This is a genomic window from Arthrobacter sp. D1-17 (assembly GCF_054130535.1).
In genome coordinates, this window is sequence record NZ_CP096382.1 from 911,967 (window position 1) to 937,467 (window position 25,501).

At 65.1% G+C, this 25,501-nt stretch carries 25 protein-coding genes; 14 read left to right on the forward strand and 11 right to left on the reverse strand.

All coding sequences use genetic code 11. The features are described from left to right. Nucleotides 1–200: 200 nt before the first annotated feature. On the reverse strand, nucleotides 201–851 hold the full coding sequence (locus M1E01_RS04280) for an arsenate reductase/protein-tyrosine-phosphatase family protein (RefSeq protein WP_457973869.1): 651 nt from the start codon (nucleotides 849–851) through the stop codon (nucleotides 201–203). 135 nt (nucleotides 852–986) lie between these two features. On the opposite strand from M1E01_RS04280, the gene M1E01_RS04285 reads away from it, so the two are divergent. From M1E01_RS04285 to M1E01_RS04300, 4 genes are all read left to right on the forward strand, one after another. After that, nucleotides 987–1,472, forward strand: a complete 486-nt coding sequence (locus M1E01_RS04285) for a hypothetical protein (RefSeq protein WP_457973870.1) — start codon at nucleotides 987–989, stop codon at nucleotides 1,470–1,472. A gap of 168 nt (nucleotides 1,473–1,640) precedes the next feature. Next, nucleotides 1,641–2,273, forward strand: coding sequence for a hypothetical protein (locus tag M1E01_RS04290; protein ID WP_457973871.1), 633 nt, complete (start codon nucleotides 1,641–1,643; stop codon nucleotides 2,271–2,273). 104 nt (nucleotides 2,274–2,377) lie between these two features. Beyond that, on the forward strand, nucleotides 2,378–3,124 hold the full coding sequence (locus M1E01_RS04295) for a YcnI family copper-binding membrane protein (RefSeq protein ID WP_457973872.1): 747 nt from the start codon (nucleotides 2,378–2,380) through the stop codon (nucleotides 3,122–3,124). 276 nt (nucleotides 3,125–3,400) lie between these two features. Further along, entirely contained in the window at nucleotides 3,401–4,378 is a 978-nt protein-coding gene (locus M1E01_RS04300) for an SGNH/GDSL hydrolase family protein (protein ID WP_457973873.1), read from the forward strand. Here M1E01_RS04300 and M1E01_RS04305 read toward each other — a convergent pair. Both M1E01_RS04305 and M1E01_RS04310 read right to left on the reverse strand, forming a co-directional pair. Then, a complete protein-coding gene (locus M1E01_RS04305) occupies nucleotides 4,365–4,715 on the reverse strand; it encodes an ArsR/SmtB family transcription factor (protein WP_457973874.1) in 351 nt (116 codons plus the stop codon). The two genes, M1E01_RS04300 and M1E01_RS04305, sit on opposite strands and share 14 nt — an antisense overlap. Nucleotides 4,716–4,864: 149 nt before the next feature. Further along, nucleotides 4,865–5,605: an aquaporin gene (locus M1E01_RS04310; protein ID WP_457973875.1), complete on the reverse strand. Its 741-nt coding sequence runs from the start codon at nucleotides 5,603–5,605 to the stop codon at nucleotides 4,865–4,867. A 180-nt stretch (nucleotides 5,606–5,785) separates the two neighbouring features. Between M1E01_RS04310 and M1E01_RS04315 the strand changes: the two genes are divergently transcribed. The 5 genes from M1E01_RS04315 (at nucleotide 5,786) to M1E01_RS04335 (ending at nucleotide 10,432) form a co-directional block, all read left to right on the forward strand. Beyond that, the gene (locus M1E01_RS04315; RefSeq protein WP_457973876.1) at nucleotides 5,786–6,220 is read left to right on the forward strand and encodes an arsenate reductase ArsC; all 435 of its coding nucleotides are present in this window, start codon (nucleotides 5,786–5,788) and stop codon (nucleotides 6,218–6,220) included. Between the two features lie 83 nt (nucleotides 6,221–6,303). Then, nucleotides 6,304–7,281, forward strand: coding sequence for a thioredoxin-disulfide reductase (trxB, locus tag M1E01_RS04320; RefSeq protein WP_457974859.1), 978 nt, complete (start codon nucleotides 6,304–6,306; stop codon nucleotides 7,279–7,281). 261 nt (nucleotides 7,282–7,542) lie between these two features. Beyond that, nucleotides 7,543–8,928 (forward strand): FAD-dependent oxidoreductase, encoded by a 1,386-nt coding sequence (locus M1E01_RS04325; protein ID WP_457973877.1) that lies wholly within the window; start codon nucleotides 7,543–7,545, stop codon nucleotides 8,926–8,928. A 28-nt stretch (nucleotides 8,929–8,956) separates the two neighbouring features. Next, complete coding sequence (locus M1E01_RS04330; RefSeq protein ID WP_457973878.1) at nucleotides 8,957–9,403, forward strand: arsenate-mycothiol transferase ArsC; 447 nt, start codon at nucleotides 8,957–8,959, stop codon at nucleotides 9,401–9,403. Between the two features lie 147 nt (nucleotides 9,404–9,550). Continuing rightward, entirely contained in the window at nucleotides 9,551–10,432 is an 882-nt protein-coding gene (locus M1E01_RS04335; protein WP_457973879.1) for an SGNH/GDSL hydrolase family protein, read from the forward strand. 3 nt (nucleotides 10,433–10,435) lie between these two features. On the opposite strand, the gene M1E01_RS04340 is transcribed toward M1E01_RS04335, so the two are convergent. Then, nucleotides 10,436–13,189 (reverse strand): hypothetical protein, encoded by a 2,754-nt coding sequence (locus M1E01_RS04340; protein WP_457973880.1) that lies wholly within the window; start codon nucleotides 13,187–13,189, stop codon nucleotides 10,436–10,438. Between the two features lie 197 nt (nucleotides 13,190–13,386). Between M1E01_RS04340 and M1E01_RS04345 the strand changes: the two genes are divergently transcribed. Further along, a complete protein-coding gene (locus M1E01_RS04345; RefSeq protein ID WP_457973881.1) occupies nucleotides 13,387–14,283 on the forward strand; it encodes a diacylglycerol/lipid kinase family protein in 897 nt (298 codons plus the stop codon). Nucleotides 14,284–14,376: 93 nt separating this feature from the next. Here the strand turns inward: M1E01_RS04345 and M1E01_RS04350 are convergent, their stop codons facing one another. From M1E01_RS04350 to M1E01_RS04365, 4 genes are all read right to left on the reverse strand, one after another. Then, nucleotides 14,377–14,643 (reverse strand): hypothetical protein, encoded by a 267-nt coding sequence (locus tag M1E01_RS04350; protein ID WP_457973882.1) that lies wholly within the window; start codon nucleotides 14,641–14,643, stop codon nucleotides 14,377–14,379. Between the two features lie 290 nt (nucleotides 14,644–14,933). Continuing rightward, on the reverse strand, nucleotides 14,934–15,935 hold the full coding sequence (locus M1E01_RS04355) for a hypothetical protein (protein WP_457973883.1): 1,002 nt from the start codon (nucleotides 15,933–15,935) through the stop codon (nucleotides 14,934–14,936). Between the two features lie 196 nt (nucleotides 15,936–16,131). Beyond that, the gene (gene surE / locus M1E01_RS04360) at nucleotides 16,132–16,917 is read right to left on the reverse strand and encodes a 5'/3'-nucleotidase SurE (protein WP_457973884.1); all 786 of its coding nucleotides are present in this window, start codon (nucleotides 16,915–16,917) and stop codon (nucleotides 16,132–16,134) included. Further along, on the reverse strand, nucleotides 16,914–17,900 hold the full coding sequence (locus tag M1E01_RS04365) for a 1-phosphofructokinase family hexose kinase (protein ID WP_457973885.1): 987 nt from the start codon (nucleotides 17,898–17,900) through the stop codon (nucleotides 16,914–16,916). Before M1E01_RS04365 ends, surE begins: the two co-directional genes overlap by 4 nt. Before the next feature lie 192 nt (nucleotides 17,901–18,092). Here M1E01_RS04365 and M1E01_RS04370 point away from each other — a divergent pair, with 192 nt between their 5' ends. From M1E01_RS04370 to M1E01_RS04380, 3 genes are all read left to right on the forward strand, one after another. After that, nucleotides 18,093–18,293, forward strand: coding sequence for a hypothetical protein (locus M1E01_RS04370; RefSeq protein ID WP_457973886.1), 201 nt, complete (start codon nucleotides 18,093–18,095; stop codon nucleotides 18,291–18,293). A 106-nt stretch (nucleotides 18,294–18,399) separates the two neighbouring features. Next, on the forward strand, nucleotides 18,400–18,726 hold the full coding sequence (locus M1E01_RS04375) for an ArsR/SmtB family transcription factor (protein WP_457973887.1): 327 nt from the start codon (nucleotides 18,400–18,402) through the stop codon (nucleotides 18,724–18,726). Continuing rightward, on the forward strand, nucleotides 18,723–19,478 hold the full coding sequence (locus tag M1E01_RS04380) for a cation diffusion facilitator family transporter (RefSeq protein ID WP_457973888.1): 756 nt from the start codon (nucleotides 18,723–18,725) through the stop codon (nucleotides 19,476–19,478). Before M1E01_RS04375 ends, M1E01_RS04380 begins: the two co-directional genes overlap by 4 nt. A gap of 39 nt (nucleotides 19,479–19,517) precedes the next feature. Here the strand turns inward: M1E01_RS04380 and M1E01_RS04385 are convergent, their stop codons facing one another. Both M1E01_RS04385 and M1E01_RS04390 read right to left on the reverse strand, forming a co-directional pair. After that, entirely contained in the window at nucleotides 19,518–20,768 is a 1,251-nt protein-coding gene (locus M1E01_RS04385; protein WP_457973889.1) for a S8 family peptidase, read from the reverse strand. 50 nt (nucleotides 20,769–20,818) lie between these two features. Next, a complete protein-coding gene (locus M1E01_RS04390) occupies nucleotides 20,819–22,543 on the reverse strand; it encodes a sensor histidine kinase (protein WP_457973890.1) in 1,725 nt (574 codons plus the stop codon). A 135-nt stretch (nucleotides 22,544–22,678) separates the two neighbouring features. Between M1E01_RS04390 and M1E01_RS04395 the strand changes: the two genes are divergently transcribed. After that, the gene (locus M1E01_RS04395) at nucleotides 22,679–23,434 is read left to right on the forward strand and encodes a response regulator transcription factor (protein WP_457973891.1); all 756 of its coding nucleotides are present in this window, start codon (nucleotides 22,679–22,681) and stop codon (nucleotides 23,432–23,434) included. 173 nt (nucleotides 23,435–23,607) lie between these two features. Here the strand turns inward: M1E01_RS04395 and M1E01_RS04400 are convergent, their stop codons facing one another. Further along, the gene (locus M1E01_RS04400; protein ID WP_457973892.1) at nucleotides 23,608–25,401 is read right to left on the reverse strand and encodes a DUF222 domain-containing protein; all 1,794 of its coding nucleotides are present in this window, start codon (nucleotides 25,399–25,401) and stop codon (nucleotides 23,608–23,610) included. Nucleotides 25,402–25,501: the final 100 nt, after the last annotated feature.

Sequence of the window (25,501 nt, forward strand, 5' to 3'; positions counted from 1 at the left end):
CCACGGCTGTTTGTATCGCGATGCCCCATTTGAAGAGTAGAAGGACGTAGAGCGAACGCGCTGAACAGATGATGAATATCCGACGAAGTCTTGAACAGGACGCTCTCTCACTTTTGGCGCCTTAAACGGGGGCCCTCTCTCAGGGAGTGAGAGAGCGTGGGCCTTGGGGGTGCAGGATGTGAGAGAACGTTCGGGCTGGATTACGGGGTTGAGCGGACCGGCGCGTTCAGCCTGGCGAAGCGGAGGATCGAGATGATGGCGGGGGCCAGCTCGTCTTCCATCTGGCGGTAGTAGTCGGCGCTCCGGCGGTACGGGTCAACAACATCGTTGTCCACGGCTTCGGCTGCCAGTGAGAGGTGGCGCACTGATGCTGCCCGGGCCGGGAGTTTGCGCCAGAGAGCGGTGTTTGCACTGATGGGATCGAGGTGATGGTGACCGTCCGGCTGGTAGCTGCCGTCCGCCGTCGTACTTTCCCGGTCCTGGAGGACGTCGAGCATGCGGGCGAACTCTCGGATGGTGAAAGTCCGTTTGAGCAGCGAGGCGTCGAGCTGCAGGACTTCGCCGCGGTGCAACGAGCTCATGGTGAGCACCAGGTCTGCCGGGCGCAGCATCTTGCCCGTGAGCTGGCGCGCCGTAAACCCATCTGCGGTGCCGCCGAACATATGGATGATGTCCGCGGAGAGTGGCTGCACGGGGTCGCCCACCAGGGCACGTGTGCCGGCGCTGCGGACCTCGAAGCCGCCTGGCAGCACCTGCTCCAGTCCCGCCTGCAGAAGGCGTTCCGCCACGGGGGAGCGGCAGACGTTTCCTGTGCAGACGGTCAGTATCCGGACAGGGTCGGGCGATTCCACAGCTGGTGCTCTTTCCGATTGGTGCGGAGCGGACAGTCTATTATCCCGTATTGCATCGGATCCGCAGGTCGGGGAGGCTGTCAGTACCAGCGGCGGGTCGTTCTGGCAGGACAGGACGTGTGCAGGAGGCTTTGCATGATCAAAGGGTTTCGACGGCGGCCCGCTGCGGCCTGGCTGTGCGGTCCCCTGATGGTTGCCCTGGGTGTGGCCGCGCACTCCGCGGTGGGCCAGCCGGTCCCCGCGCTGTCCCTTCTTGTGGCGCTGACTGCTCTGCTGAGCCTCGCCGCTTCGGTGACCGCCCGGAACGGGATGCCAGGCTGGATGTTGCTGTTACTCGCAGGGCTGGTCCAGCAGGTCCTGCACCTTGCCTTCAGCGTGTTCTCGCTTACCCGCGGCGGCTTCGGATTTACAGGTCACGGTCACGGCACCCTGATTTGGCAGCCGCAGCAGCCGTCGGAAGAGCCCGCCGGGTCCGCGGCGCCTGATCACACCCTCGAACTCCTGCTGTACGCGCATACTGCAGCCACCTTGGTGGCGGTACTCCTGATAGCGAAGTGGGACACCGGAAGGCCGCGTGGGATCATGGCCGCAAAGACAGCCAGGAATAACGACCGGACCTAACGCACCGATATGCTGGTCGGGCGGCTCCGGCCTTTTTTAGCGCGATACCGGACAGCCTTGCCGTGCAGAAGGCGGTGCTCTTGGGGAGCCGGCGCGCAGGGTTTTCCCATCCTCCGGTTTTTAGCTTGGGGCAACAGCGGTCATGCAGCTTAGGGATAGGAGGGGAGCATGCGGCGTCACGCTCCGCTGCGCCTGTTCCGTTCCTTGGTTTTCACCGGCGCCACAGTCGGGCTGGCTGCCGGAGGCCACCTCCTTGGCGGCGGAACCCTTCCCGCCCCCATGATCACCCTGGCGCTGACCGCTCTCCTGCTGGTCCCGGTGACGTGGCTGTCACGCCGCGAGCTATCCTTCACGACGCTGCTCGGCCTGCTCGGTGTGGGCCAGGCGGTGCTCCACGAGGCGCTCAGTACGCTGTCCGTGAGCGCCGTCTGCCAGGCCCCGGCACCAGGACGCGGTTCGCATCATGGCAGAACCTCCAGCCTGCACTGCCTCCCGGCCAGCCCGCCTGAGCTCAGCGCCCACACCGGACCCGGCATCGACCCGCTTGCGATGCTGGCCGGCCACGCGATCGCCGTGTTGGCCACAGCTTGGCTTTTGCGCCAGGGCGAAGCCGCACTCTGGCAGCTGCTGGCATGGCTTCGGCCCCTTGCTGTTCTTCCGCGTCCGGCAGTGATTCCTGTCGCCGGCCCGCGGACCTTGGCGCATGATCCCATTCTTATCCCCGCGCCCTGGCGCAACCTTCGCCGGCACAGGCTTCGAGGCCCGCCCACCGCGGCCCTCCTGCGCACCGCTCCCTGCTGATCCCGTCCACGGAATGGCAGACGGGTGCGCGGGAAAAGCTTCACCTCACCCAACGCGCGCCCGGCAAACCAGGCGTGAGGCGCGCCCGCGAAAGGCACAACACCATGAGAACTTCCATTGCCCATGCCCTTAAGACCACCACGGTCCTCGCCGCTGCGGCCGGCCTGACCATCTTTGGTGCCGGAACCGCGTCCGCTCACGTCGGCGTGGATCCCGCCACGACATCCGAAGGCGGCTTCTCCCAGCTGACCTTCCGGGTGCCCAGCGAATCCGAGACGGCCAAGACGTCCAAGATCACGGTGACCCTCCCGACGGAGACGCCGTTCACGTCCGTTTCGGTCAAGCCACTGGACGGCTGGAAGGCCGAGATCAAGGAAGCCACGCTTCCCGAACCCGTCGAAATTGAGGGTGCAACGATCACCAAGGCCGCGGCATCCGTAACCTGGACTGCCGACGCCGCCCACCAGATCGGCCCGCACGAATACCAGACGTTCTCCATCTCCGTGGGCCGGCTGCCCAAAGCTGGGACCACCGTCATGCTGCCCGCGGCCCAGACCTACACGGACGGCACGGTGGTGAACTGGGATGAGCCGGCACTAGAAGGCCAGGCCGAGCCCAAGCGCCCGGCGCCCTCGTTCGTCACGACCGCACCGGCCGGGGAGCACGGCACGGGCGGTGCTCATGGTGCCGCCGCAGAGACTCCGGCTGCTGACACAACCCCGGCTTCGGCAACGTCCCCTGCCACTGACGGACCCGCCGCCCTCGGCTGGGCAGGTCTGGTTGCAGGACTGCTGGGCCTGGCCGCCGGAGTCACGGCCCTCCTGCGGACCCGGAAGGCTGGCGAAAGCTAGTTCGGCTCCCATCCGGTAGGCGCAACTGCACTGACGCCACACAAATGGACTGACGCCACGCAAATGGACCGGCGCTACGGGAATTCCGGTAGCGCCGGGCCATTTGCGCGTCGCTCATCAGTTTCTGTGTCGAAAAACGGCGACGCCCGGCTGCCGGGGCGCGGCGCTATCCTCCGGCACAAGGTTTTTCCAAGGTTTTTATGAGCGGGCGGGTCCATGATGGGTGCCAAACGCTTGATTAACCCGGAACGGCCCAAGCAGAAACCTGGCAGTCCCATGCACCGCCCTTTCAAGAAGTACGACGCCGGTCCGGTCACCTCCCAAGGTGGCCGGGCCGGCGTCGTGCGTCTGTCTTTGGACGACGTCGCGCGTGAGGCAGAAGGCGGTGCCAACCGCGGCCCAGAGCGGCAGGCGCTGCGGAACGCCACGGCGTCTCTGCTGAGTGCGACGGGCGCCACCCACCCTTGGAGCAGGTACGTGGCGCTGGGAGATTCGTTCACTGAAGGCGTGGGGGACCCGGAATCACGGAGCCCTGGGGGGCTGCGCGGCTGGGCGGACCGCGTGGCCGAGGAACTGAGCGTGGGCCATGAGGACTTCGCCTATGCCAACCTGGCCGTACGTGGACTGCTGCTTGGCCAGATTTTGGACCAGCAGGCGGGACCCGCGCTTGCCCTGCAGCCGGACCTGATCACTCTGTCCGGCGGTGGCAATGACCTGGTCTTCCGTGGCAGTGACCCCGACAAGCTGGCCGCCAAACTGGATGCCGGCGTTGGCCTGTTGAGCGCCACTGGCGCCACGATCGTGCTGTTCGCCGGACCGGACTGGGGAGGGACGCCGGTGATCGGGCACAACAGGGCGAAGATCGCCATCTTCAACGAGAACATCCGCACCGTGGCCAGCCGGTACGATGCCGTGATTGCTGATCTGTGGGCCATGCAGGAGCTCGCCGATCCGCGGATGTGGGATCCGGACCGGCTGCATTTTTCGCCGCTGGGGTACCACACGATCGCCAAGATGGTGCTGGACACCCTCAACGTCCCGCACACACTCCAGCCCTACCAGCCGAAGGACCTGCCGGAGAGCAGCTGGCGCCACGCCCGGGCCGAGGACCTGGTGTGGGCACGCAAGTACCTGGTCCCCTGGGTGCTGAAGCGGATCCGGCACCAGACGGAGGAAGAGCTCCGTGCCAAGCGGCCGGTGCCGGGTCCGGTCTTCGGAACAGGAGTGCCGCCGGAAGCGATCAGAGGCCTGTGAGGAGGCCGGCCGTCTTCTCGAGCGCGCCCGGAACCAGCGAGTAGTACGCCCACGTGCCGCGCTTTTCACGGTGCAGCAGGCCGGCGTCGACCAGCATCTTCAGGTGGTGTGAGACGGTGGGCTGGCTCAAATCCAGAGGATCGGTCAGGTCGCAGACGCACGACTCCCCGGATTCGTTGGCCTTGACGATGGAGAGCAGGCGCAGGCGGTTCGGGTCGGACAGTGCCTTGAAGATGAGTGCTCTCTGCTTTGCTTCCTCCGCACCGAGCCCCGAGCCCACGGACGGGGCGCAACAGGAGGCGTCCACCGGCGGTTCAAGTGTTTGCGGAGAGGTCATGCACCCATTATCCATCCATATTGACGTTCATCAATATTAAGGCGGACAGGTTCTTTAGACGGGCCAGGGTCTTTAGACGGGCCGGGTTCCGTAGGCGGCCATGTTTCGCTCCCCTAGTCAGAGACGGGCCGCCAGTTACCGGAGTCCGCTCACGAGTCGGCCGTATCGGCGTGGTGGGGGATGACGACATCGTCGGCGGAGCGGCCGGCGGAGGGGAACAGAACCAGCAGAAGACCCATGCCGACGGCGGCGCCGGCCAGCTGTGCCAGGATGAAGCCCGGCACTGAGGCGGGAGCGATGCCGGCAAAGGTGTCACTGAAAATCCTCCCGACCGTCACGGCAGGGTTGGCGAACGACGTCGACGACGTGAACCAGTATGCGGCGCCGATGTAGGCACCGACGGCGGGCGCGGCCAGAACGCCGCGCGCGGTTCGAGCCAGGGCGAAGATCAGCAGGATCAGTCCTGCGGTGGCGACGACCTCGCCCAAGGCGTGCCCGCCGGTCAGGCGCTCCTTCTCAGAGATGGAGGTTCCGACGTCGAACATGGCATTGGCCAGGACGCTTCCGCCGATGCCTCCGACCACCTGGGCCGCAATGTAGGCCCCGAGCTCGGGCAGGGTCAACCCGGCACCGCTGCGCCGCCCCAGGAGCCAGTCGGCCAGGGAGACCACAGGATTGAAATGGGCTCCGCTCACAGGGCCCAGCATCAGGATCAGCACTGTAAGGCCTAACACCGTTGCAGTGCTGTTCTGGAGTAGCTGCAGGCCGACGTCGCCGGGAGAGAGCTGCTCGGCGGCAATTCCGGAACCAACGACGATGGACACGAGAAGGCAGGTGCCGAGCAGCTCGGCGACCGCACGGCGCCACAACGGCGGCTGAGGTGAATGCATGACGACCAGCTTGACCCGAAGCGCTATCAAGAAGCAAATATTGACACCTATCGATATTGCGCGTGATACTCCCTATATCGATCATCATCAATCTTTGCAGATGCTGGTGACGGGGCAGGTCAGATGAGCACAATTAGCATGACCGGTTCGTTGCCGACATCAACCCAGGAGCTCCCGCTTATGACCACTGAAACAGCCAAGAAGCCGTCCGTCCTGTTCGTCTGCGTCCATAACGCCGGCCGTTCCCAGATGGCCGCTGCGTTCCTGACCACACTGGGCAAGGGCGAGATCGAGGTTCGGTCCGCCGGATCCCAGCCCGCGGACAAGATCAACCCCTCCGCTGTCGAGGCCATGGCCGAGCTTGGGATCGACATGTCCGCCGAGGTGCCGAAGGTGCTCACCACCGAGGCCGTGAAGGAATCCGACGTCGTAATCACCATGGGGTGCGGCGACGAGTGCCCGTACTTCCCGGGCAAGCGCTACGAGGACTGGGTCCTGGAAGACCCTGCAGGCAAGGGCGTCGAATCTGTCCGCCCCATCCGTGACGAGATCAAGACCCACATCGAGGCCCTGGTCACCGAACTGCTGCCCGCCCGGCACCCCGACGCCCAGTAACCCCTCCCGTGACCAAGTCTGAGTTGAACGGGCCTGAGGAAAAGGAGCACCCCGTGAGCACCAAGAACGCCAAGCAGGACAACGTGACCACCCACCAGCTAATCATCATCGGCTCCGGCCCCGCAGGCTACACCGCCGCGGTCTACGCCGCCCGTGCCGGCCTCGCGCCCCTGGTGATCGCCGGATCGGTCACCGCTGGCGGTGCCCTGATGAACACCACCGAGGTGGAGAACTTCCCGGGCTTCCCGGAGGGCATCCAGGGGCCGGAGCTGATGGACGGCCTGCAGCAGCAGGCGGAACGCTTCGGCGCGCAGGTAGTGTTCGACGACGCCACTGAGGTTCAGCTGAAGGGGCACCTCAAGCGGGTGGTCACCGGCTCCGGTGACGTCCACGAGGCACCAGCCGTCATCCTCGCCACCGGCTCCGCCTACAAGGAGCTAGGCCTGCCGGAGGAGAAGAAGTTCAGCGGCCACGGTGTCTCCTGGTGCGCCACCTGTGACGGGTTCTTCTTCCGCGACCAGGACATCATCGTGGTGGGCGGCGGTGACTCCGCCATGGAAGAAGCCACCTTCCTGACCCGCTTCGGCAAGACCGTGACGATCGTGGTCCGCAAGGGAGAGTTGCGGGCCTCGCGCATCATGGCCCAGCGCGCCAAGGACAACCCCAAGATCAGCTTCGCCTGGCACTCCGCCGTCACCGCCATCCACGGTGACGGCAAGGTCAGCGGAGTAACCCTCAAGGACACCCGCACCGGCGAAACCCGCGAGCAGTCCGCCACGGGCATCTTCGTGGCGATTGGGCACGTACCGCGGACGGAGCTGGTGGCCGGGCAGGTGGAGCTGGACGCCGAAGGCTACATCAAGGTGGATTCGCCCACGACGTGCACCAACCTCTCCGGCGTCTTCGCGTGCGGCGACGCCGTGGACCACCGCTACCGCCAGGCCATCACCGCCGCCGGCACCGGCTGCGCTGCGGCCCTGGACGCCGAACGCTACCTCGCCGCGTTGGACGACGCCGACAGCATCGCCACGGCGCTGGTCGAGGAACCGACGCATGCCTAAACCCTGAGGAGGGAAGGGGGTGAGCTGAATGAACACAGGATGCTGCGGCGACTCGGGCTGCTGCGACGACGATCAGGACTGCTGCTGACCCCCGCCCCTCCCCAACTAGCCCAACTGGCTCAGCGCTGGCCCAACTAGCCCGCAATAGGTGTTGTTTTGAGCCTTCAAAGCGACCACAACTGTGAGCTAGTTGGGCAGCCCGGCCCCGCCCGCCCACAGACCCGCCCGCCCGACAGAACAGAGGACACCTTGGATGCAGTGATGAAGCTTCCCGTCGCCGTGATCGGCGCCGGCCCGGTCGGTCTCGCCGCGGCAGCGCACCTCCTGGAACGCGGCCTGGAACCGCTGATCTTCGAGGCAGGCCCGACGGCGGGCGCGGCCATTGAGCAATGGCGCCACATCCGGCTGTTCTCACCGTGGCGGTACAACATTGACGCCGCCGCCGTCCGATTGCTCGAGTCCTCGGGCTGGGAAGCGCCCCGCCTCACGGCCCTCCCTTACGGCGGGGAACTCGTCGACAGGTACCTTGCGCCCCTGGCCGCGCTTCCAGCGATCGCTTCCCGGCTGCAGACCGGTGCCAGGGTCACCGCTGTGACGCGGCAAGGACTGGATAAAACCCACGTCCGGGACCGGAACACCACACCCTTCACCGTCCGCGTCAAGCACCAGGACGGCGAAACCCGCGACAACACCGTTGCGGCAGTCATCGACGCCTCGGGCACCTGGTCCACGCGCAACCCGCTGGGCACCTCCGGGCTCTCGGCAATCGGCGAGGAGGCGGCAGCAGCGAGGATCTCCGCACCCCTTCCCGACGTCGCCGGCCGTGACCGGGGGGCCTTCGCCGGCCGCCGCGTCGTGGTGGTGGGCGCCGGACACTCCGCCGCGAACACCCTCATCAGCCTCGCCGACCTGGCCAGGACCGAGCCAGATACCCGCATCCTGTGGGCCGTCCGCGGCCCGTCCGCCGAGAAGGTTTACGGCGGCGGAGACCTGGACGGACTGCCGGCCCGCGGCCAGCTCGGTGCCCGGCTGCGCCGTCTCGTCGAAGCCGGAACCATTGAACTGCACACCGGCTTCGGCATCAGCTCCTTCAAGTCCCTGGACTCCTCCATAACGGTCGCCGCCGTCGACGGCCGGACTCTTGAGGCCGACATCGTGGTGCCCTGTACGGGGTTCCGCCCGGATCTGGACATCCTGCGCGAACTCCGCCTCAGCCTGGACCCCGCCGTCGAAGCGCCCACGGAACTGGGTCCCCTGATCGACCCGGAATTCCATTCCTGCGGCACCGTCCCGCCACACGGCGCCGCACTTTTGGCCCACCCGGACAAGGACTTCTACATCGTCGGCATGAAATCCTATGGGAGGGCCCCGACCTTCCTGCTCGCCACGGGCTATGAGCAGGTCCGTTCGGTCACCGCGGCTCTCGCCGGTGACCGCGAAGCCGCGGACACTGTTCACCTTGAGCTCCCCGAAACCGGCGTCTGCTCAACGGATGCCGGCACCAGCTGTGACGTTCCGGCACCTGCTGTCACAGAGACGGACGGGGCGAACGCCGTCGAAAGTGAAGCGGCATGCTGCGGAACTCCTGAACCCGTGCTGGTCGGTTTCCCGACCGGACTCGCCCACGGCCGCTCCGCCGAGAACTGACTTACTCCAACAAGGAAGAAACTCCCTCGTGACAGACTCCGCCACTCCTCAAGCCGGAAAAAAGAAGCCCTCCGTCCTGTTCGTCTGCAGCAAGAACGGCGGCAAATCCCAGCTCGCCGCCGGTCTCATGCGGCAGCTGGCCGCCGGCAGCGTCCACGTGTACTCGGCAGGCACCAAACCCGGCAAGGACCTGAATCCCCTGGCCGTGGAGTCCCTGACCGAACTCGGCATCGACGTCACGGGTGAACACCCCAAGCCCGTTACCGATGACGTCCTCGACACTGTCGAGGTCGTCGTTGTCCTCGGCACCGAAGCGAAGCTCGAACCCCGGGACGGCGCACGGTTCGAGCTCTGGGAAACCGATGAACCTTCAGAACGGGGCATAGAAGGTATGGAGCGCATGCGGCTGGTCCGGGACGACATCAAGAACCGCGTCCAGCAGCTTTTCACAACCCTGCCGGGCAACAACGGCTAGGCATCGCCTCAGGGAAAGGCGTCACTGCCTGGCACGAGAGGGCAAAATGCCTACCTTTTGCGGAATTCTTGAGCAACCGAAAGCGTTGACTCAGTAACGCCCCGTGCTGCTGGGGAGCCTGCGGGCGGCGAGTGAAAGGAATAGGCGATGGACGCCGTCGGCCGCTCTACCCCTGGCGGTTCCGGCAAGGGACAGGCTCCGCACCCCTGGAGCCGGTACGTGGCACTGGGAGACTCGTTCACCGAAGGCGTGGGCGATCCCGAAGAGCGCAGCGCGAACGGGCTTCGCGGCTGGGCGGACCGCGTGGCTGAAGAGCTCAGCGCGGGACGCGAGGATTTCTCCTACGCCAATCTCGCCGTGCGCGGCCTGCTCCTGCAGGAGATTCTGGACCGGCAGACGGAGCCGGCGCTGGCCCTGAAACCGGACCTGATCACCCTGTCCGCGGGCGGCAATGACATGGTGTTCCACAACAGCAACCCGGACAAACTCGCGGCCAGGCTCGATGCCGGCGTCGAACGCCTGAGCACTACGGGTGCCACGATTGTGCTCTTCACCGGGCCGGACTGGTGGCATACACCGGTGCTGGGCCGGAACCGGGCCAGGGTGGCAATTTTCAACGAGAACATGCGCGCCATCGCATACCGCCACCACTGTATCGTTGCTGACCTGTGGGCGCTGCGCGAACTGAGGGATCCGCGGATGTGGGACCCGGACCGGCTGCACTTCTCGCCGCTGGGGCACCACACCATCGCCATGATGGTGCTGGACACCCTGCACGTACCGCACACCCTGCAGCCCCTGGAGCCGCGGGAGTTGCCGGAGAAGAGCTGGCGGCAGGCGGGCGCCGGAGACCTGGTCTGGGCACGCACGTACTTCCTGCCGTGGATCGCACGGTGGCTGCAGCAGCAGCCGCCCATCATTCGGCGGAAGTATGCCCGGGGCGCCGAAACGCTGCTTCCCAAGCGGCCGGCTCCTGCTCCGGTTGTCGTCTCGGACAAGCGCCGGGAAGCGTACCGCCGGGGGCAGTAGGTCCTACTTCACGGTGACGGCACGGCTGGCGGACCCGCCGAGACTACTCTTGACCGTGATGTTCTGCGGGTTGGTGGCTGCACTGAATTCGCCACGGTAGCGGCCCCCGCCGTCGTTGAGGAGGGTCCCGATGAGGGCGCCGGATGCCGTGACGTAGGCCTGCAGGACGGCGGTGGGGTTGGTGCTGGTGGCGTCTACCCGGAGTACGCGTTTACCGGCGTCGTACTCCGCCCGCTGGACTGCGACGCCGTCGGCAGCTTGGTTGGCAGGATTCACGGTCAGGACAGCAGAGCGCGTCGCGCCTCCGCCCGTCGCACTGATCGTCGCGGTGCTGGCCGCCGCCACCGCACTGGTTGCCACTGTGAACGTGGTGCTCGTGGCTCCGCCGGGAACGGTGATGCTGGCCGGAACGGTGGCGACGGCAGTGTTGCTGCTGCTGAGGGAAACAGATGTGCCAGCGGCCGGTGCGGCCGCGGAGAGGGTGACCGTTGCTGTCGACGTCCCTCCGCCCGTCACCGTTTCAGGGTTAAGGGTCAGCGCGGCGACCGAGGCTGCCGGACCTCCGGCCGGATGCACTGTGATGGTCGTGGAGACAGTCACCCCTGCGCCGACGGCGGAGATGGTGACAACAGTCGAGGCGGCAGGCGGAGCTGTGGTGACGCTGAACGAGCCCGCGACGCCGAAACTGCCGATCTGGGCATATGCCGGGACCCGGGCGATGTCGGGGTGGCTGCTGGTGAGGCGCATCTGTACTTCATGCCCCTGGCTTTGAGCGATCCGGACGGTTCCGGTGGCGCCGGCCGTGCCGATCGTTTCACTCCGGTCCAAGGTCACTGATGTGGGCGGCTGCTGCGGGTACAGCGTCAGGGGCGTTGAAACTGTGGTGCCGTTCAGGGTTGCCGAGATCGTGACCGTCGTGGTCGCGGTGACTTCGCTGGTGGGAATCGATACGGGCAGGGAGAAACTTCCTGCGGGGGCGGTGACGGTGGCCGGCGGGGCGGCCAGTGGTGAATCGCTGGAGAGGCTGACCGTCAGGCCGCCGGGAGGAACCTTGCCGGTGAACTCCAGGTGCGCTCCGGCCGGAATCCCGCCCGTGCTGTCGCAGCAGAAGGAGAGCCGTTTGACGGTGGTCGGATGGACAGTGAAGTTGAACGACGCCGACGAGGACCCGAGGGTAGCCGTGAGCGTGACAGGAGTGGGTTCGAGGACTTCACCGCCAAAAAGCCGGAAGGTCGTGAAGGCGCTGCCTACCGGAACCGTGACAGAGGCGGGGTGGCTGGCTCCGGAAGCCGGGCTGCTGGCCAGGCTGACGACGGCACCTCCGGCGGGAGCCGCTGCCGTGAGCTGGATGGATCCTTCGATTTCCTGGCCACTGAAGAGCGAATCCGCCCCGGGGCACGGGTTCTGGCAGGGCGGAGCTCCGAGCCAGACTGACTGGACGGCCGCAGCCGTGTCGGGAATAGTGAAGGAGCGCGGAACGGACCAGTCGGTCACGGCAGAGGTGGTCGGTGACGCATTGCCCTGGTGGGAACGGACCCGCCAGAACTTTGTCCCCGAGGTCAGGGACAGTACCTGCCGTTCGGAGGGGGTGATCTGCGGCATGTGCGCCTCGATGTCCGTGAACGCAGAGTTCCGTGAGATCTCCACCTCATAGCCGCTGTCCTGTGGGTTCGGGACGTCGTTCCAGTCGAGGGTGACCGGCAGGCTGACCGTCGCTCCGTCCGCAGGAGCGAGCGCGGTGGGTGCAGGCGGCAGCGGTGCATTGTAGGAGATGGTGAAGGACACTGTGTTCGAGGGGATGCCGCGGCTGCCGTTGACATCGATGGCTACCACCTGGGCGAAGTAGGTGCCCTGTTCACATCCGTTACAGAAGTCCCCGATGACCAGTCCCGTTGACGTGGTTTCAATGTTGTCTATCTTGATCACGCCGGTCTGGAAGGTTGAATCCTTGGAAGCGAGGAACTCATACTTGACTGCCCTTTCAGCGGCCGTCCAGGTGAAGCCAAAGCTTTCGAAGGGATGGAAGGAGCTGCCGTAGGGCGGGAGGTTGAGGACCGCAGTCCCCGGCTGGCCGGTGGTGGTCCCGGTGACAGTGAAAGACCGCGCGGCGGAGAAGCTGCTCGACTGCAGCTGACTGTCCACCGCTTGTACCCGCCAGAAGTAGGTGCCGTTGGCCAGGCCGCTGATGCTGGCCTGGGTGGTGTTGGGGGTTGTGGAGTCCCTGAGGACGAAGCTCGTGAAGGCCGATGAGGAGCTGATTTGCCAGTTATAGCCGCCATTGAGGGAGGCGGGGTCGAGTACCTGGGTCCAAGAAATGGTGAACGGCGTAGTGACACTGGCGGCGTCCTCGGGGGAAAGCGGTGCCGGCGCTGCGGGCTCTGCAGGCGGCGGAGGAGTGGTGACCGTGCAGCCGGACAGGCGGGCGCTGGTGGCTGTCGTTGAGCCGTCATTGACATCCACGGTACAGTCGGCCGGTGCAGAGAAACCAGCTCGGTCAACTTTGAAGCGCCCGGCGCCGTCGCTCGTCGCCATCTGCACGCCGTCCACGGTGATCGGCCGGTTTGCGACGGCCCTGCCGTCGATCCGGAGCCTGTTGCCGCTGATTTCTGCCTTCGAGATGGAGACGGCCGCCTGGCTGATGCCCGGAGCCGCTATCACCATGAGCAGGCCAAGCACCACGCCCAGCATGGCAGCCACCCACCTGCGCCGTCTTTGGCTGCGGCCGATTGCGCGGATACCTGAAGCTGACATGTCCATCGCTATCTCCTCGTGGCGGGCAGGAGAGTTGCTTACTCCTGCCTTGACGTCAAGGTAAGCGAATGGATGCTGTAAAAATCCTGCCTTTTTCACCACCTCGGTACCGCGAACCGCTCATGATGGGCCGCCCTACCTCGTGAGCCCACCTAGACTGGAGGCAGCCGCGAGGAGCCCCAGAACAGCGTGGAAGGATGCGCATGGCAAGTGACCGAACGCATGTTGCCCTCTTTGACCGGGTGGTCCTGGTCTTCAATCCTGCCAAGGCAGGCATGCCCGACCGGATCGCGGAGCTGCAGCGGGATCTGGCCGCCGAACTGCCGGACCTGCAGATCGACCTGCTGCCAACGGAATTTGCGGGGCACGCCCGGGATCTTGCGCGCTCCGTAGCGGCGGGAGGGGCCCCGCTCATAATCTCGGTCAGCGGAGACGGCGGCTACAACGAGGTTGTCAACGGAGTGATGGACGTTCCCGCCAGCAGGGCGGTATGCGCTGTGCTCCCTGCGGGCAACGCCAACGATCACCACAGGAGCATGACGGCACGACCGCTGGCAGAGGCCATCCGTGAAGGCCGGGTCCAGCACATCGACCTGCTGCGCATAACGTTCGGCGGGGCCCATCGTGGCGAAGTCCGGTACGCCCACTCCTATATAGGGTTCGGGCTTACTCCGCTGATGGCGATCGGCATCGAAAAGGGCGGAAAAGGAAAAATCCTCGAACTCATCTCCGTTACCCGGACGCTCTCCCATCTGAAGCCCTTTGAGCTCGTCCGGGCCGACGGCGCCACCGCGCGGTTCGACAGCCTCATCCTGGCCAACATTTCACGGATGGCGAAGTATGGAACCGTGAGCGAGTCGAGTCACCCCAACGACGGCCGGTTCGAGGTGGTGACGCTGCCACACTCCGGGCGCTGGAAGATGGCGCTGATGACCCTTCGGGCCGTCACGCTTGGGCTGGGGCATCAGCCAAGCGTCAGCAGCTACGCCTTCACGACGCGGGACGCTGTTCCGTGCCAGATTGACGGCGAAGTCGTACACGTCCCCGCAGGCACCCATGTCCTCGTGGAAAGCGCCAGGGGCGCTCTCGCCACTATCTGACGGGATGCGCGGCCTGACGGGATGCGCGGCAGCGCGGGATGCGCAGCAGCACGGGATACTCGGCAGGACGGGAGTGGCATCCTGAGGCGGCGCCTATGGCTGCACTGAGTCGAAGAATTCGTAACCGGGGACCGGCTGCCCTGTCTCGGCCTCGCGGGATTTCATCCGGATGAAGTCCAGGTCCTGCTGGTTGAGCACGATTTCGCCGTGGGGATCTTCAGTGGGGGGTTCTTCCGTGGCGGCATTGATTTCTGCCGCCAATGTGCGCGGAAGAATCATGCAGCCGGGGTTGTCGATCAGCCACTGCTGCACGGTGGAGGGAAGCCGGTTCCAGTCGTCTTGAATGCGGGTGTCGGTCACTGTGTGCCTTTCATGGCGCGTTCTCACAACGTTCTTGAGGAAGTACTGACGGACCCGTAGAAACTCGGTGCCGTGCTCAGGAAGCCATACGGCTGCAGGAGAGTTTGGGGAACCTGATGTCCAGTAGCAATGTCCCCGCGACGTATTGCGAGTCTACGCCTGCAGGATGACCCATGTGCAGATGATCTGGACATATCTCAGGACCATCTGCACATGGGCGTCCAATGATGGACTGTCGGCCCGTGATGGACTGTCCGCCCGCGATCGCACCCAATAATCAGTACTGGCCGTCAGGGCAGGGGCGTGAGCGGGGCGTCGAAACCGTCCGTGGAGGTGCGCGGCGTGAGGCGGCTGCCGTCCGGCACGGGGAACGGGAAGCCGAGCACCGCGAGACGTCCCCGGACTTGGTTTTCGGCCTGGCAGTCCTTGATGCAGTCGGTCGGCGGGTTGGCTACTTCCACCGAATCCTCGCCGGTGACGAAGCCCATGCGCCCGCCGCTGGCGACGTCCCAGATGGACATGCCGCCGCAGTGGTCCCGGGTCTCCGGGAGGCCCAGGTTGTTGGAGAAGTCAGGGCCGCAGGCGGGCTGCGGGACCCGTTCGGCCACCTGGGCGCTGTCGCGCGCCACGAATGTGTCGGACACGTTGTTGCCGATGTTCACGCGCGGCCTTACCTGGACGCAGAACTGGTTGGGCGGACCGGTTTCAACGCTGGTGCATGCCGAACCAAGGAATTGCCCCAGCCTGGCGCGGAAATCGGCGTTGTCGAAGTAGAAGGCCTCGGCGGCCAGCCGGTGGACAATGCGGGTGGCGGTGGCATCGCCGCGCTCAGGTTCCATCTGGAAGATGCCGCCCTGGGCGCAGTCCTTCGCCTGGATCTTCATGGTCAGCCCGCCGGTCCCGTTCCTGAGGAGCACCACCTCCTCGTCCTTCACTTCGAGCGCGATCGCGCTGTTTAGGACCAGGCCGCGGTGGTCGGGGATTTTGCTCGCGAAGACGGGTGTTGCGCGGCCTCCGGTGATGTCCAGTTCATTGGCCGCGCCGGTGAAGGCGTAATTGTGGATGGCGAAGTTTGCCGGATCCACCTCGAACCTGACGTACTTGCCCTGGACCACGAAGCGGCTTCCCGGCGCCGTCACGGTGCCGTCGAATTCGCCGGACTGGCCCAGGACCTGGAACCCGCCGCCCACACATCCCTTTGAGGAAGCTGCCTGGGCAGGCCCGGTCACCGCGACGAAGCCCGCTGCAGAAGCTGCCAGTGCGGCGGCGGCCGCCGCTGATCGGAATTTCAAGCTTGGTTGTAACCTCTTGACGTTCATCGGATTCTCCTCGCGGCTGGCATCGCAAGAACTCCCTATTGAGTTTTCGTCCCGTCAACCGAGGCCAGATTAGGACTTTCGTTACCGGTTCGTAATGGCGGGATGCGTGTCCTGCACCAATCTTGGACAAGCCTTGGATCGTCGCTCACCGGATTTTTAACGGAAGGCGTTAGAAGCGCTGCCCGGACGGTGTGCTGTTCGGCAGGGCGGACAGGGCGGCTTCTGTGACCGGCTGGATGGCGGTCACGGTCGCGAAGCCGGCAGCCAGCAGTGCTGCGTCGCTGTCGGGGTGTGCCTCCTCCGTGGTGTCTGCGATGGCCAGGCGCACGTGGTGCTGTCCGCGTTCGGCAAGGGTGGTCTGGACGATGCCGAATTTAGCCAGTGTGGCGGCGCGGTACTCGGGCAGCTCCTCGCCGGCTGTGTTGGGCACGTTGAGGTTCAGCACAGTGCCGATCTCCTGTTCCATCAGGAACGGTATCAGTCCGGTAGCCAGCCGCGCGGCGGTATCCCAGTGGAACCGGGCCGGGTTGAGGCCGGTATCCAGGGATACGGCCATGCCGCGCCCGTCATTGACGCCCGCGGTCAGGGCCGCTCCGACAGTTCCCGAGTGCAGGATCGCGCGGCCCACATTGGCCCCGCGGTTAACCCCGGACAGCACCACATCCGGCGGCGGACCGAAGGCGCCGTGGGTGGCGATCATCGTGATGAAGGCAGGTGCGCCGTGGACGGCATAAGCGTCCACGCCGTCGAGGTCCTTCAGCTGGCGCCGTTCAACGGAAATCTTGCCGTCCTGCTCTGCGGCCGTAATCGATGAACTGCTGCCGCTGGCTTCGTTGGCCGGGGCTGCGACGACGACGCTCAGGCCGGCCTGTGCGGCAGCGGCCGCAAGGGCGAGCAGGCCGGGGGAGCCGATGCCGTCGTCGTTGGTTATCAGGACGCGCGTGGGGCTGTTCATGATTCGGTGATCTTTCGTGCCAGGTCATCGGGGCTCATCTGCTGTGCAGGCTCCTCGTCTACGGTCTCGTCCAATGGAACGATCCGCACGTGCCTGGCGAGTTGCCGGATGGCTTCTGCCTCTCCACTCCCCAGGCCGTGGCGGGTTACGTTTTGCGCGCCGGCGGCGGTTCCGAGAACGACGGCGTCGTGCACCGTCCCGCCGTCGGCAAGGACGGCGGTCACCCCGGCGGTGAGTGAGTCGCCGGCCCCGCTGGTGTCCACGGTCTGCAGTTCAGGCACATGGATTTCGCTGACGGCACCTTCGCTCAGCAGCAGTGAGGGCAGGTGGGCGCGGGTGACAATCACCGTGGCCGCACCTTCCCGTGCCAGCTGGTGCATGGCTTCGATGATGTCGTCGCGGTCTGTGCCGGAAGCCCGGCCGCTTTCCACAATCTCGTCGTCGGCCATTTTGATGACCGCCGGGTTGCCCGCGAGGACGGCGTTCAGCCGTTCCCCGGCGAGATCGGCGATGACGGTGCATCCGGCGGCGCCGAGGTCGGCCGCCAGCCTTCGGTACATGTCGGCAGGCACCGCATCCTCCCTGCCGGTGCCGCTGATGATCGCCGTGCCGGCCTCCATCCCGGCCTGGAGGGTCAGCCCGTAGAGTTCGTCCAGCTCGTGGCGCGTGAGCCGGTCTCCCGGCGATTCAGCCAGGATGCGGCGTTCACCGCCGCGTCGGTCATGCAGGTACGCCCCGCTGCTGCCTTGCCCGGCCACGGAAAGCACCCGGACCCCTTCGTCGGAGATGAGGTGCTGCACTACGCGCCCGGTTTCTCCGGAGAACACCCCGCACATCGTCACCGATGCACCCAGAGCCCTCAGCATCCGGGCTTGCCATACTCCCTGGCCGCCGGCGTGGATGTGGATGTCTGCGGTGCCGTCGATGTCCTCGACGGTTACTGTCAGGACGGGGGATGGCGCGAAGATCACTACGGAACCCATGCGCTGCCTTTCTCGTCATGCCCTGCGTTTCGGTCACCCTTCTTGCCCCGTACCAGGCCCGGTACGTCGAGCGACCCTCCCATGCTAAGCACACTTAGCACCTGCGTGAACAGCCCTGACCAGTGCTGCGGCTGAGTTTGGAGGCGGTAACTGTCGCTTCCCGTCGTCGGTGTCCGGTGGAAGGATGCAAGTATGAGTGAGCATAGGAGTGAGAACGCGCCTGACGATGGACTGCACCAGCATGCGCATGCAGCCCCCTCGACCCAACAGATGCGAACAGTAGGACAACGCCGCCGCGATGCTGAAGAGAAGCTTGAGCACCATCTCGAGGAAGCCCGGCACAAAAATGATCCGCCCCATGATGAGGGGACTGAAACCGACCCCAAGCCCTGACTGCGGAAGCCGTTGAACACCTCGATGAAACAGCCGGGACGCCGACGTTGGCCCGGCCGCGAGTACAGGATTGCGTGAATACATCGGCAGATGTACTTTTGTGGGCATGGAGAAGCTCACTCACGCCCCGGTGCTGGCCCGGTTCGGCTATGCAGTTTCGGATCCGACCCGCGCCCGGATTCTTTTGGCCCTGGCCGAAGCGCCGGCGTACCCGTCCGACCTTGCCGAGTCACTGGGGGTCTCACGCCAGAGCATCTCGAACCACCTGACGTGTCTGAGGGGGTGCGGCCTGGTTGTTGCGGCTCCGGACGGAAGACGGTCCCGGTACGAGTTGGCGGACGCCCGGCTGGGTCACGCAATCGGCGACCTGCTCGGAGTCGTGCTGGCAGTGGATCCAGCCTGCTGCGCTGCCGATGGGACGTGCCCGGCATGAGTGCGGTCCCTCTGGCGCCGGCGCCAGCCCGGCGCGCAGTGCTGACACGCCGTATCCGGCTCTTCGCTGCAGCCACCATTACCTACAACGTGATCGAGGCTGTTGTTGCCCTGTGGGCCGGCAGTATCGCGGATTCGTCGGCTCTGATCGGGTTTGGGCTTGATTCGGTCATCGAGGTGGCCTCGGCCTTGGCGTTGTCCTGGCAGTTCACGGCGGAGGATCGCGAACGCCGGGAGCACCTGACACTGAGGATCATCGCAGTCTCATTCTTTGCGCTGGCGGCCTTCGTCGCCGTCGACGCGATCCGTTCGCTCGCCGGGGCCGGAGAAGCCCGGCATTCAACCCCGGGGATCCTGATCGCAGCCCTGAGCCTGGCGATCATGCCCGTCCTGTCATGGCTGCAGCGCCGGGCGGGCCGTGAACTGGGGTCGAAAACAGCAGTTGCCGATTCGAAACAGACCCTGCTGTGCACATACCTGTCCGGAGTCCTGCTGGTCGGTCTCGTGCTGAACAGCACCCTGGGCTGGTGGTGGGCTGACGCCGGCGCCGCTCTCGTTATCGCCGGCATCGCCGTCCGCGAAGGCCTCAATGCCTGGCGCGGGGATGTTTGCTGCACCGTCCCGCTTTCGGCGGAAACCTCAAACACCTCCCGGCCAGGCGACCAGTGCTGCGCGGGCTGTGGCGGCGCGCCGGTCCCGACCGGGCACGCCGAACCTCAGCATCATGAATCCGACCCCCGGGGGATTCGGTAAATCGAAGGATGCTTCGTCGAGGACGAAGCCGCCGACGTCCTATGGCTGGGGGCTGACTGCCTCTAATGCGTTCACGCGGCCATTCGCCCAGTAGGTGCTGGTGCCGGAAATCTCGTCGGCGGTGGATTCGACCTTGTAGCGGATTGACCACGGCGAGGCGTCGGTGTCCTTGCTCCAAACGAGAGCGGCAGTGGCGGCGACGATAGGTGAGGACATCGAGGTGCCGTTGGCGACGTCATAGCTCAGCGACCTGTTGTTTGGCGCGGCCAAGTAGAAGTTGTGGTTTGGGAAGGTTGAGTAGACGTTGACACCTGGCGCTGCGATATCCACCCACGAGGCGCCGTAGGTCGAGAAGGATGCCTTCTTGTCGTTGTTGTCGGTTGCTGCGACGGCGATAACGTTCGGATAGGCGGCCGGGTAAATCTTGGTCTGATTACCGCCGTTGCCTGCTGCAGCAACCAGCACAGCACCTTTTTTCCATGCGTTGTTGACAGCAGTTTCAAGGGTGCGTGACGCCCGCGCTCCTACGCTCATATTGATGACCTTGGCACCACTGCTGACTGCCCAGTTGATCCCGTTTGCGACGGTCGATGACGAGCCAACCCCGCTGTCGTTGAGCACCTTGCCGGCCAGGATCGTGCAGTCCGGGCAGACGCCGGCAACACCTTCGAAATTGTTTTTGGCGGCAATAATACCGGCGACATGAGTGCCGTGACCGTAGTTATCTTCATTCGTTCCCGCGCTGCTGAAGTTGGCTCGTCCCACAACCTGTGGATTGATGTCGGGATGGTCGGTATCGACACCTGAATCGAGAACGGCAACCCTAATGCCATTACCTCTCGTGACGCCCCACGCTTCGACGGCGTCCACGTCGGCGTCTTTCGTGCCCGCGGCTATGGAAATGTCGCCCTTGGTGTTGGTGAATGCCTGGCCATCGTTCTGCAGCGCATACTGGCGCGGGAAATACGTGTCAGTCGTAGCGGCAGTAACCAGCTCGTCCGGCTCGGCGTACTCAATAGCCGGGTTCCGGCTCAGGGATTGGATAAGTTGTGATTCCTTACCGGCCGGCACTCTGACCAGGTGAGCCCCAGTGCTCCCGATGCCCGTGCCCTCACTAAGGCCATGCTGACGAAGGACACCGGCCGCGGCGCCACTGTCGCGGAACTTAACGATGATTTGGCCTTTGACCGATGAAGATGTGGCCGGCGCTGCGTTGCCAGTGGCTGCAAAGCTGAGAGCGCCAAGCCCCATAATTGCCGCAGTCAAACCGGCGACCATAACTTTTTTCATGCGGTTATCTTGCTACAACCTGCCTTTGCTAGGTAAGGTCCGTCCACCTATCAAGACGTAGGTTCACTCGGAGGGCCCGCAGGAGCCTCTGCGCCCTTGGGCAGCGTCACGGTGAAGGTGCTGCCCAGGTTTGGCCTGCTGTTCGCAGTGACGGTACCGCCGTGGTTTTCCACGATGCGCTTTACAATTCCCAAGCCCAGCCCCACGCCCGGTATTGAGGATTCACGGACACTGTTGGATCGAAAATACCTCGTGAAGATTTTCGGGAGGTCTTCCTCTGCAATTCCGATTCCGGTGTCGGTGAGGGAAAAAGAAACCGCATCGCCCGTCTCCCACGCCCTGATCGTAACTGTGTCGCCGGGCCGGGAGTACTTGATCGCATTCGAGAGCAGGTTGTCCAGGACCTGGGTGACCCGTCCGGGATCTGCCGTCAGCCACAGGGACCGGGTTGCCTCGTTCACGATGTTCACACCGCGGCTCTCCGCGCGGGGCCCGGCGGAAGCAACGCACATTCCTACCAGGTCCTTGAGGTCCATTCTTTGCGGGTGAACGCCCATGGAGTCGGATGAAACCGAGAGGAGATCTGAAACCAGGTTAAGGAGCTTCTCAGCATTGCTCTGGGCTATTCGCAGAAACGATTCGTGCTGGCCAGCATGGTCTTCAGGCGCGTCCAGCACCATATCAAGATACCCGAGGATCGACATCAGCGGACTCCGGAATTCATGCGAAATATTTGCCACGAAGTCGTCTTTTATTGCCAGGGCGTTCACCAATTCAGTGACATCGCTGAAAGCGAGGACAGACCCCGCAAACTTGCCGTCCTTATCCGTCATGGGTGTCGCCGTTGAAGAAAGCACCCGCTGGTTTGTAGGGCTTCCGAGGCGGATAAGGTAGTCCGAAAAAGACTGGCCTTGGGCCGCACGTGCCACCGGGCGGTGCTCTGCCGGCAGGGGAGTGGTGCCGTCGCTGGCCAGGATGTTCAGCTCCTGCTCTGCGGAGGCAGGATTTCCTGGCGGCGCGGCGAGCGAGCGGTTTCGGCGGTGCTGCTGGTTCATGAGGATGTCCTTACCGCTTGCGTCCACGGCGTGGACTCCGACGCCGACAGTGTCCAGCATCGTGTCCAGCAGGCGCTGCCGCTCCAGGCTTTCCTGATACGCCATGCGGAGTTCGGCATCCTTGAGCTTCAGCTTTGCATCCTGGCTGGCAATGCTGCTCACCAGGATGTGCACCGCCAGCCCAATCACCGTCATGATCGCGGGAAGCAGGAACGGGCGGGCGGCATCCAACGGTGCGGCAGAAGGCCCTGCAAACAGCGGTACCACCACTACGAGGGCCGTTGCTGCGAAGCTTAAGGCTACACCCATCCTCCCGAGACGCGCTGCCAGCCAAATAACGGGGAAAACCAGCAGCAGGCCGAGACTTGTGAAGACCTCAACGGTCGCCTCACGCGCCAGTGCGACGGCTACGAAGTCCAGCAGCGGGACCGCCGCAAAGCTGTTCGCCGGTAGCCGGTTCCAAGGCAGCACGATGCACAGGGCAGTGAGCCCCAGGCACAGAAGGACCGAGAGCTGGAAGACGGGGTTTGCTAGGGTGGCCGGGCTGACAACAGCCAATATGACAGTCACGATCAGCAGCGAAAAAGTGAGCGGCAGTTGGCTGACCAACATGCTCCGCCGCTGGGTCACGTCACTGAAGAACCTGTCTTTGACCTGATGAGCCAGGTCCCCGGACCTCAGCCCGGGCATGCTGTCGCGCACGGTGGTAGTTGTCTGCACTGTTTCCCCCAGCTTTTGACTGATCGATGCGGCTCTAAGAGCCGTACCCAAAAAATCGGCAATCAAAGCCCAGTTTACTTACCAATACAATTGGGAACGGTTCTGTAACTGGGGAGAAAGAACAGGGGGTTTCACATGGAACGGTCTCGGGTTGCGGTGATTATCGAGGACGAAGAACATGTCCGGGATCTCATCGCTGTGGTATTTAAGCAAGCTGGCTTTGTGACTCATACTGCTCCAGACGGGGAAACCGGGGTCGAATTGGTCCGGCAACACGATCCGATGGTTGTCACGATGGACATAGAAATGGCCGACATTGACGGATTTGAGGCAGCTCGCCGCATCCGTCTCTTTAGTGACAGCTATGTCATCATGCTGACAGGGCGTGACGATGAGGCGGATGCCATGATGGGCCTGGACAATGGAGCGGACGACTACATCATCAAGCCGTTCCGACCCCGGGAGGCGCGTTCCCGCATCAACGCCCTGCTGCGGCGGCCCCGTTGGCAGGGAGGCCCGGAGTCTGCCGGGTCCCCTCGAGCCGGGGCCCGTGACAGCAGGCGCCGGTCAGCCGAGCGGCTCGAGCACAACGGGCTCGTACTGAATGTGCGCACGCGGAAGGTCGAGGCGGACGGCGTCGAGCTTGAACTGAACGGGCCAGAGTTCGACCTCCTTCACACACTCATGGAGAGCACCTGGGTCCACCGCACCAACGCGGATTTAGCCCAGAAACTCCGTGCAGCCCACTACGAGACCGGTGAGCCGATCAGCCGCCGGGAAGAACGGGCCATCGATTTCCTTGTGACGAGCCTCCGGGAAAAGCTGGGGGATACGGAGCGGCCTCCGCGCTGGCTCAAGGCTGAGCCGGGTGGCTACTCGCTGGTGGTCTGAACGGCAGTAGACACTGAACGGCAGCAAACAACAACGACGGCAGATAAGAACGACGGCGGGTGGCAGTTGCGCGGCGGCGCACACCGCCGGCACTTCCAGAGGCGGATCAGTTGACGGTGGACGAGCGTCGGAGTGCCGCAGCGAGGACGGTTCTATTTTTAGGCAGCTGGGTTTTAGGCAGCCGTGAAGTGTGCCCAGTCGGGGAAAGGATCCACGGGCTCTGGATTTCCCGGCAGAAGATCCCTAGGCAGGAGATCCACCGGCGGTGGCGGGTCAAGGCCCTCGAGATTGTCCGGCTCGGGGACCTGGGGCCAACCGCCGTTGTCCGGCCAGGCACTTCTGTCCGGTTCGAGGGCCTGGGGCCAGCCGGGATCGTCCGGCCAGGGCGGGCTGCCCGGTTCCTCAATGTCGAGCCAGCCGGGGTAAACCGGATCCTCAATGCTGTCTGGTGCTACGGGGTTGTCCGGCCGGAGCGGGTCGGGCCAGAGGGCGTCTGGCCAGTGGGGTGGTTCCCGGTCCTGTTGTTCGCAGGGGTAATAGCGTCCTGCCGGTGAGATCCAGCCGGGCGGGCTGTCCCGGGCCGCGTTGAGCGGCCGCCAGGCTGAGCTGTGTTTGAGGCGGTGGTGGCGTGGGCATGCCTGGCCGAGGTTGCTGACACCCGTGCCGCCGCCGTTGGACCAGGCCAGGACATGGTCCGCTTCGTTATCGAGGGAGTGGTTGTTGCACCCGGGAAAGGAACACCGCGCGTCCCGGAGCCGCAGCCATTGCCGCATCGGGGTCGTGAGCCGGTAGCCGGTGCGCCCGATTTCCAGCGGCGCCCCGTCCCTGGGATCGGTCAGCACCCGCAGGAACGACGTGGCCCCTTCGGCGGTCAGCTTCCGGGCCATCGACGCCGGGACCGGCCCGTAGCCGTCCAGCACGGCCGGTTCCTCACCGGCGCCCAGCAGTGAGAGCACCGGAACCGTGACCAGGACCTGGGCTTTGGGTGCGGGGATTCCGTCGGCGGTGCCTGCCAGGAGCCAGCCGGCGGCGAGGTCCGCGCGCAGCTGTGCCAGCGTCCGCGGCTCCTTCGGGCCCTGCAGGCCGCGTGCTGCTGCGCTGGTCCGGTTCCAGATCCCGGCCGCGGTGTCCGCGGGCAGGTACGCCGACAGCCACGCCATCCCGTCCCGGTCCGGGAGGTACTCCACCCGGCGGTCCCTGGCGGTCCGGCGGTGGCGGGTTTCGATGCTCACCGGATGATGCCGCTCCCGCCAGGCACGCGCCCTGGCCCGGAACCTGCCCGGCACCACATCCCCCGCCAGGCAACCCCGCCCACCCACCGGCGCGTCCGGCGCGTCCGGCGCGGAGGGGCCCGGGAAATAGGGCTCCAGGAAATGGGCTTCCAGGGCCGCCGCGGCCACCGGGTCCAGGTTGGCTGTTTCATCACACAGAATCCGCGCGTGCTGCCACGAAATGCTCCCGGCGCCCAGCGCGGCCAGCGTCAACGGCAACCCCCTCACCAAGGTCCGGGCCTCACCCAGCAGCGCATCGGCGCTGCGTTCACTCACCGTCAAAGCACAGGCAACCTCGGCCCTCACCGCCATCTCCCGAGCCCTGCACTCCTGCGCCGAACCGGCCCCTACGGCCAGCGCCTCGGCAGCGGCTGCGTACCCGTCCGTGAAATGAACCTTCAATGCGGCCATCCGTGCTTCCACCCCGGCCAGCCCCGCCAACCCGTCCAAACACGCATCCGCCAGGCTCCGCAAAGGATCCCGAGACGTAAGAGGGTCAGGATCAGCCGAAGCAGCCTCCCCGGCCGAACCGTCCGCGGCGGCATCACCGACGCCGACGCCGACGCCGACGCCGACGCTGGTGCTGGTGCTGGCGCTGGCGCTGGCGGCAAAACCGCCGCGGCGGACAACATCAGCCAACGCAGCCAAGGATGCCGCGATGTCCTCCAACGTCCCCGCAACTGCCGCCTTATCCATACCCCCAGCATGGGGGCACCCAGTGACAAAAAGCCGCCGAGGAATCCGACGGTCTTCTTGGTTTACACCAAAAGGGTGAACCGGACTTCCACCTCTTCGC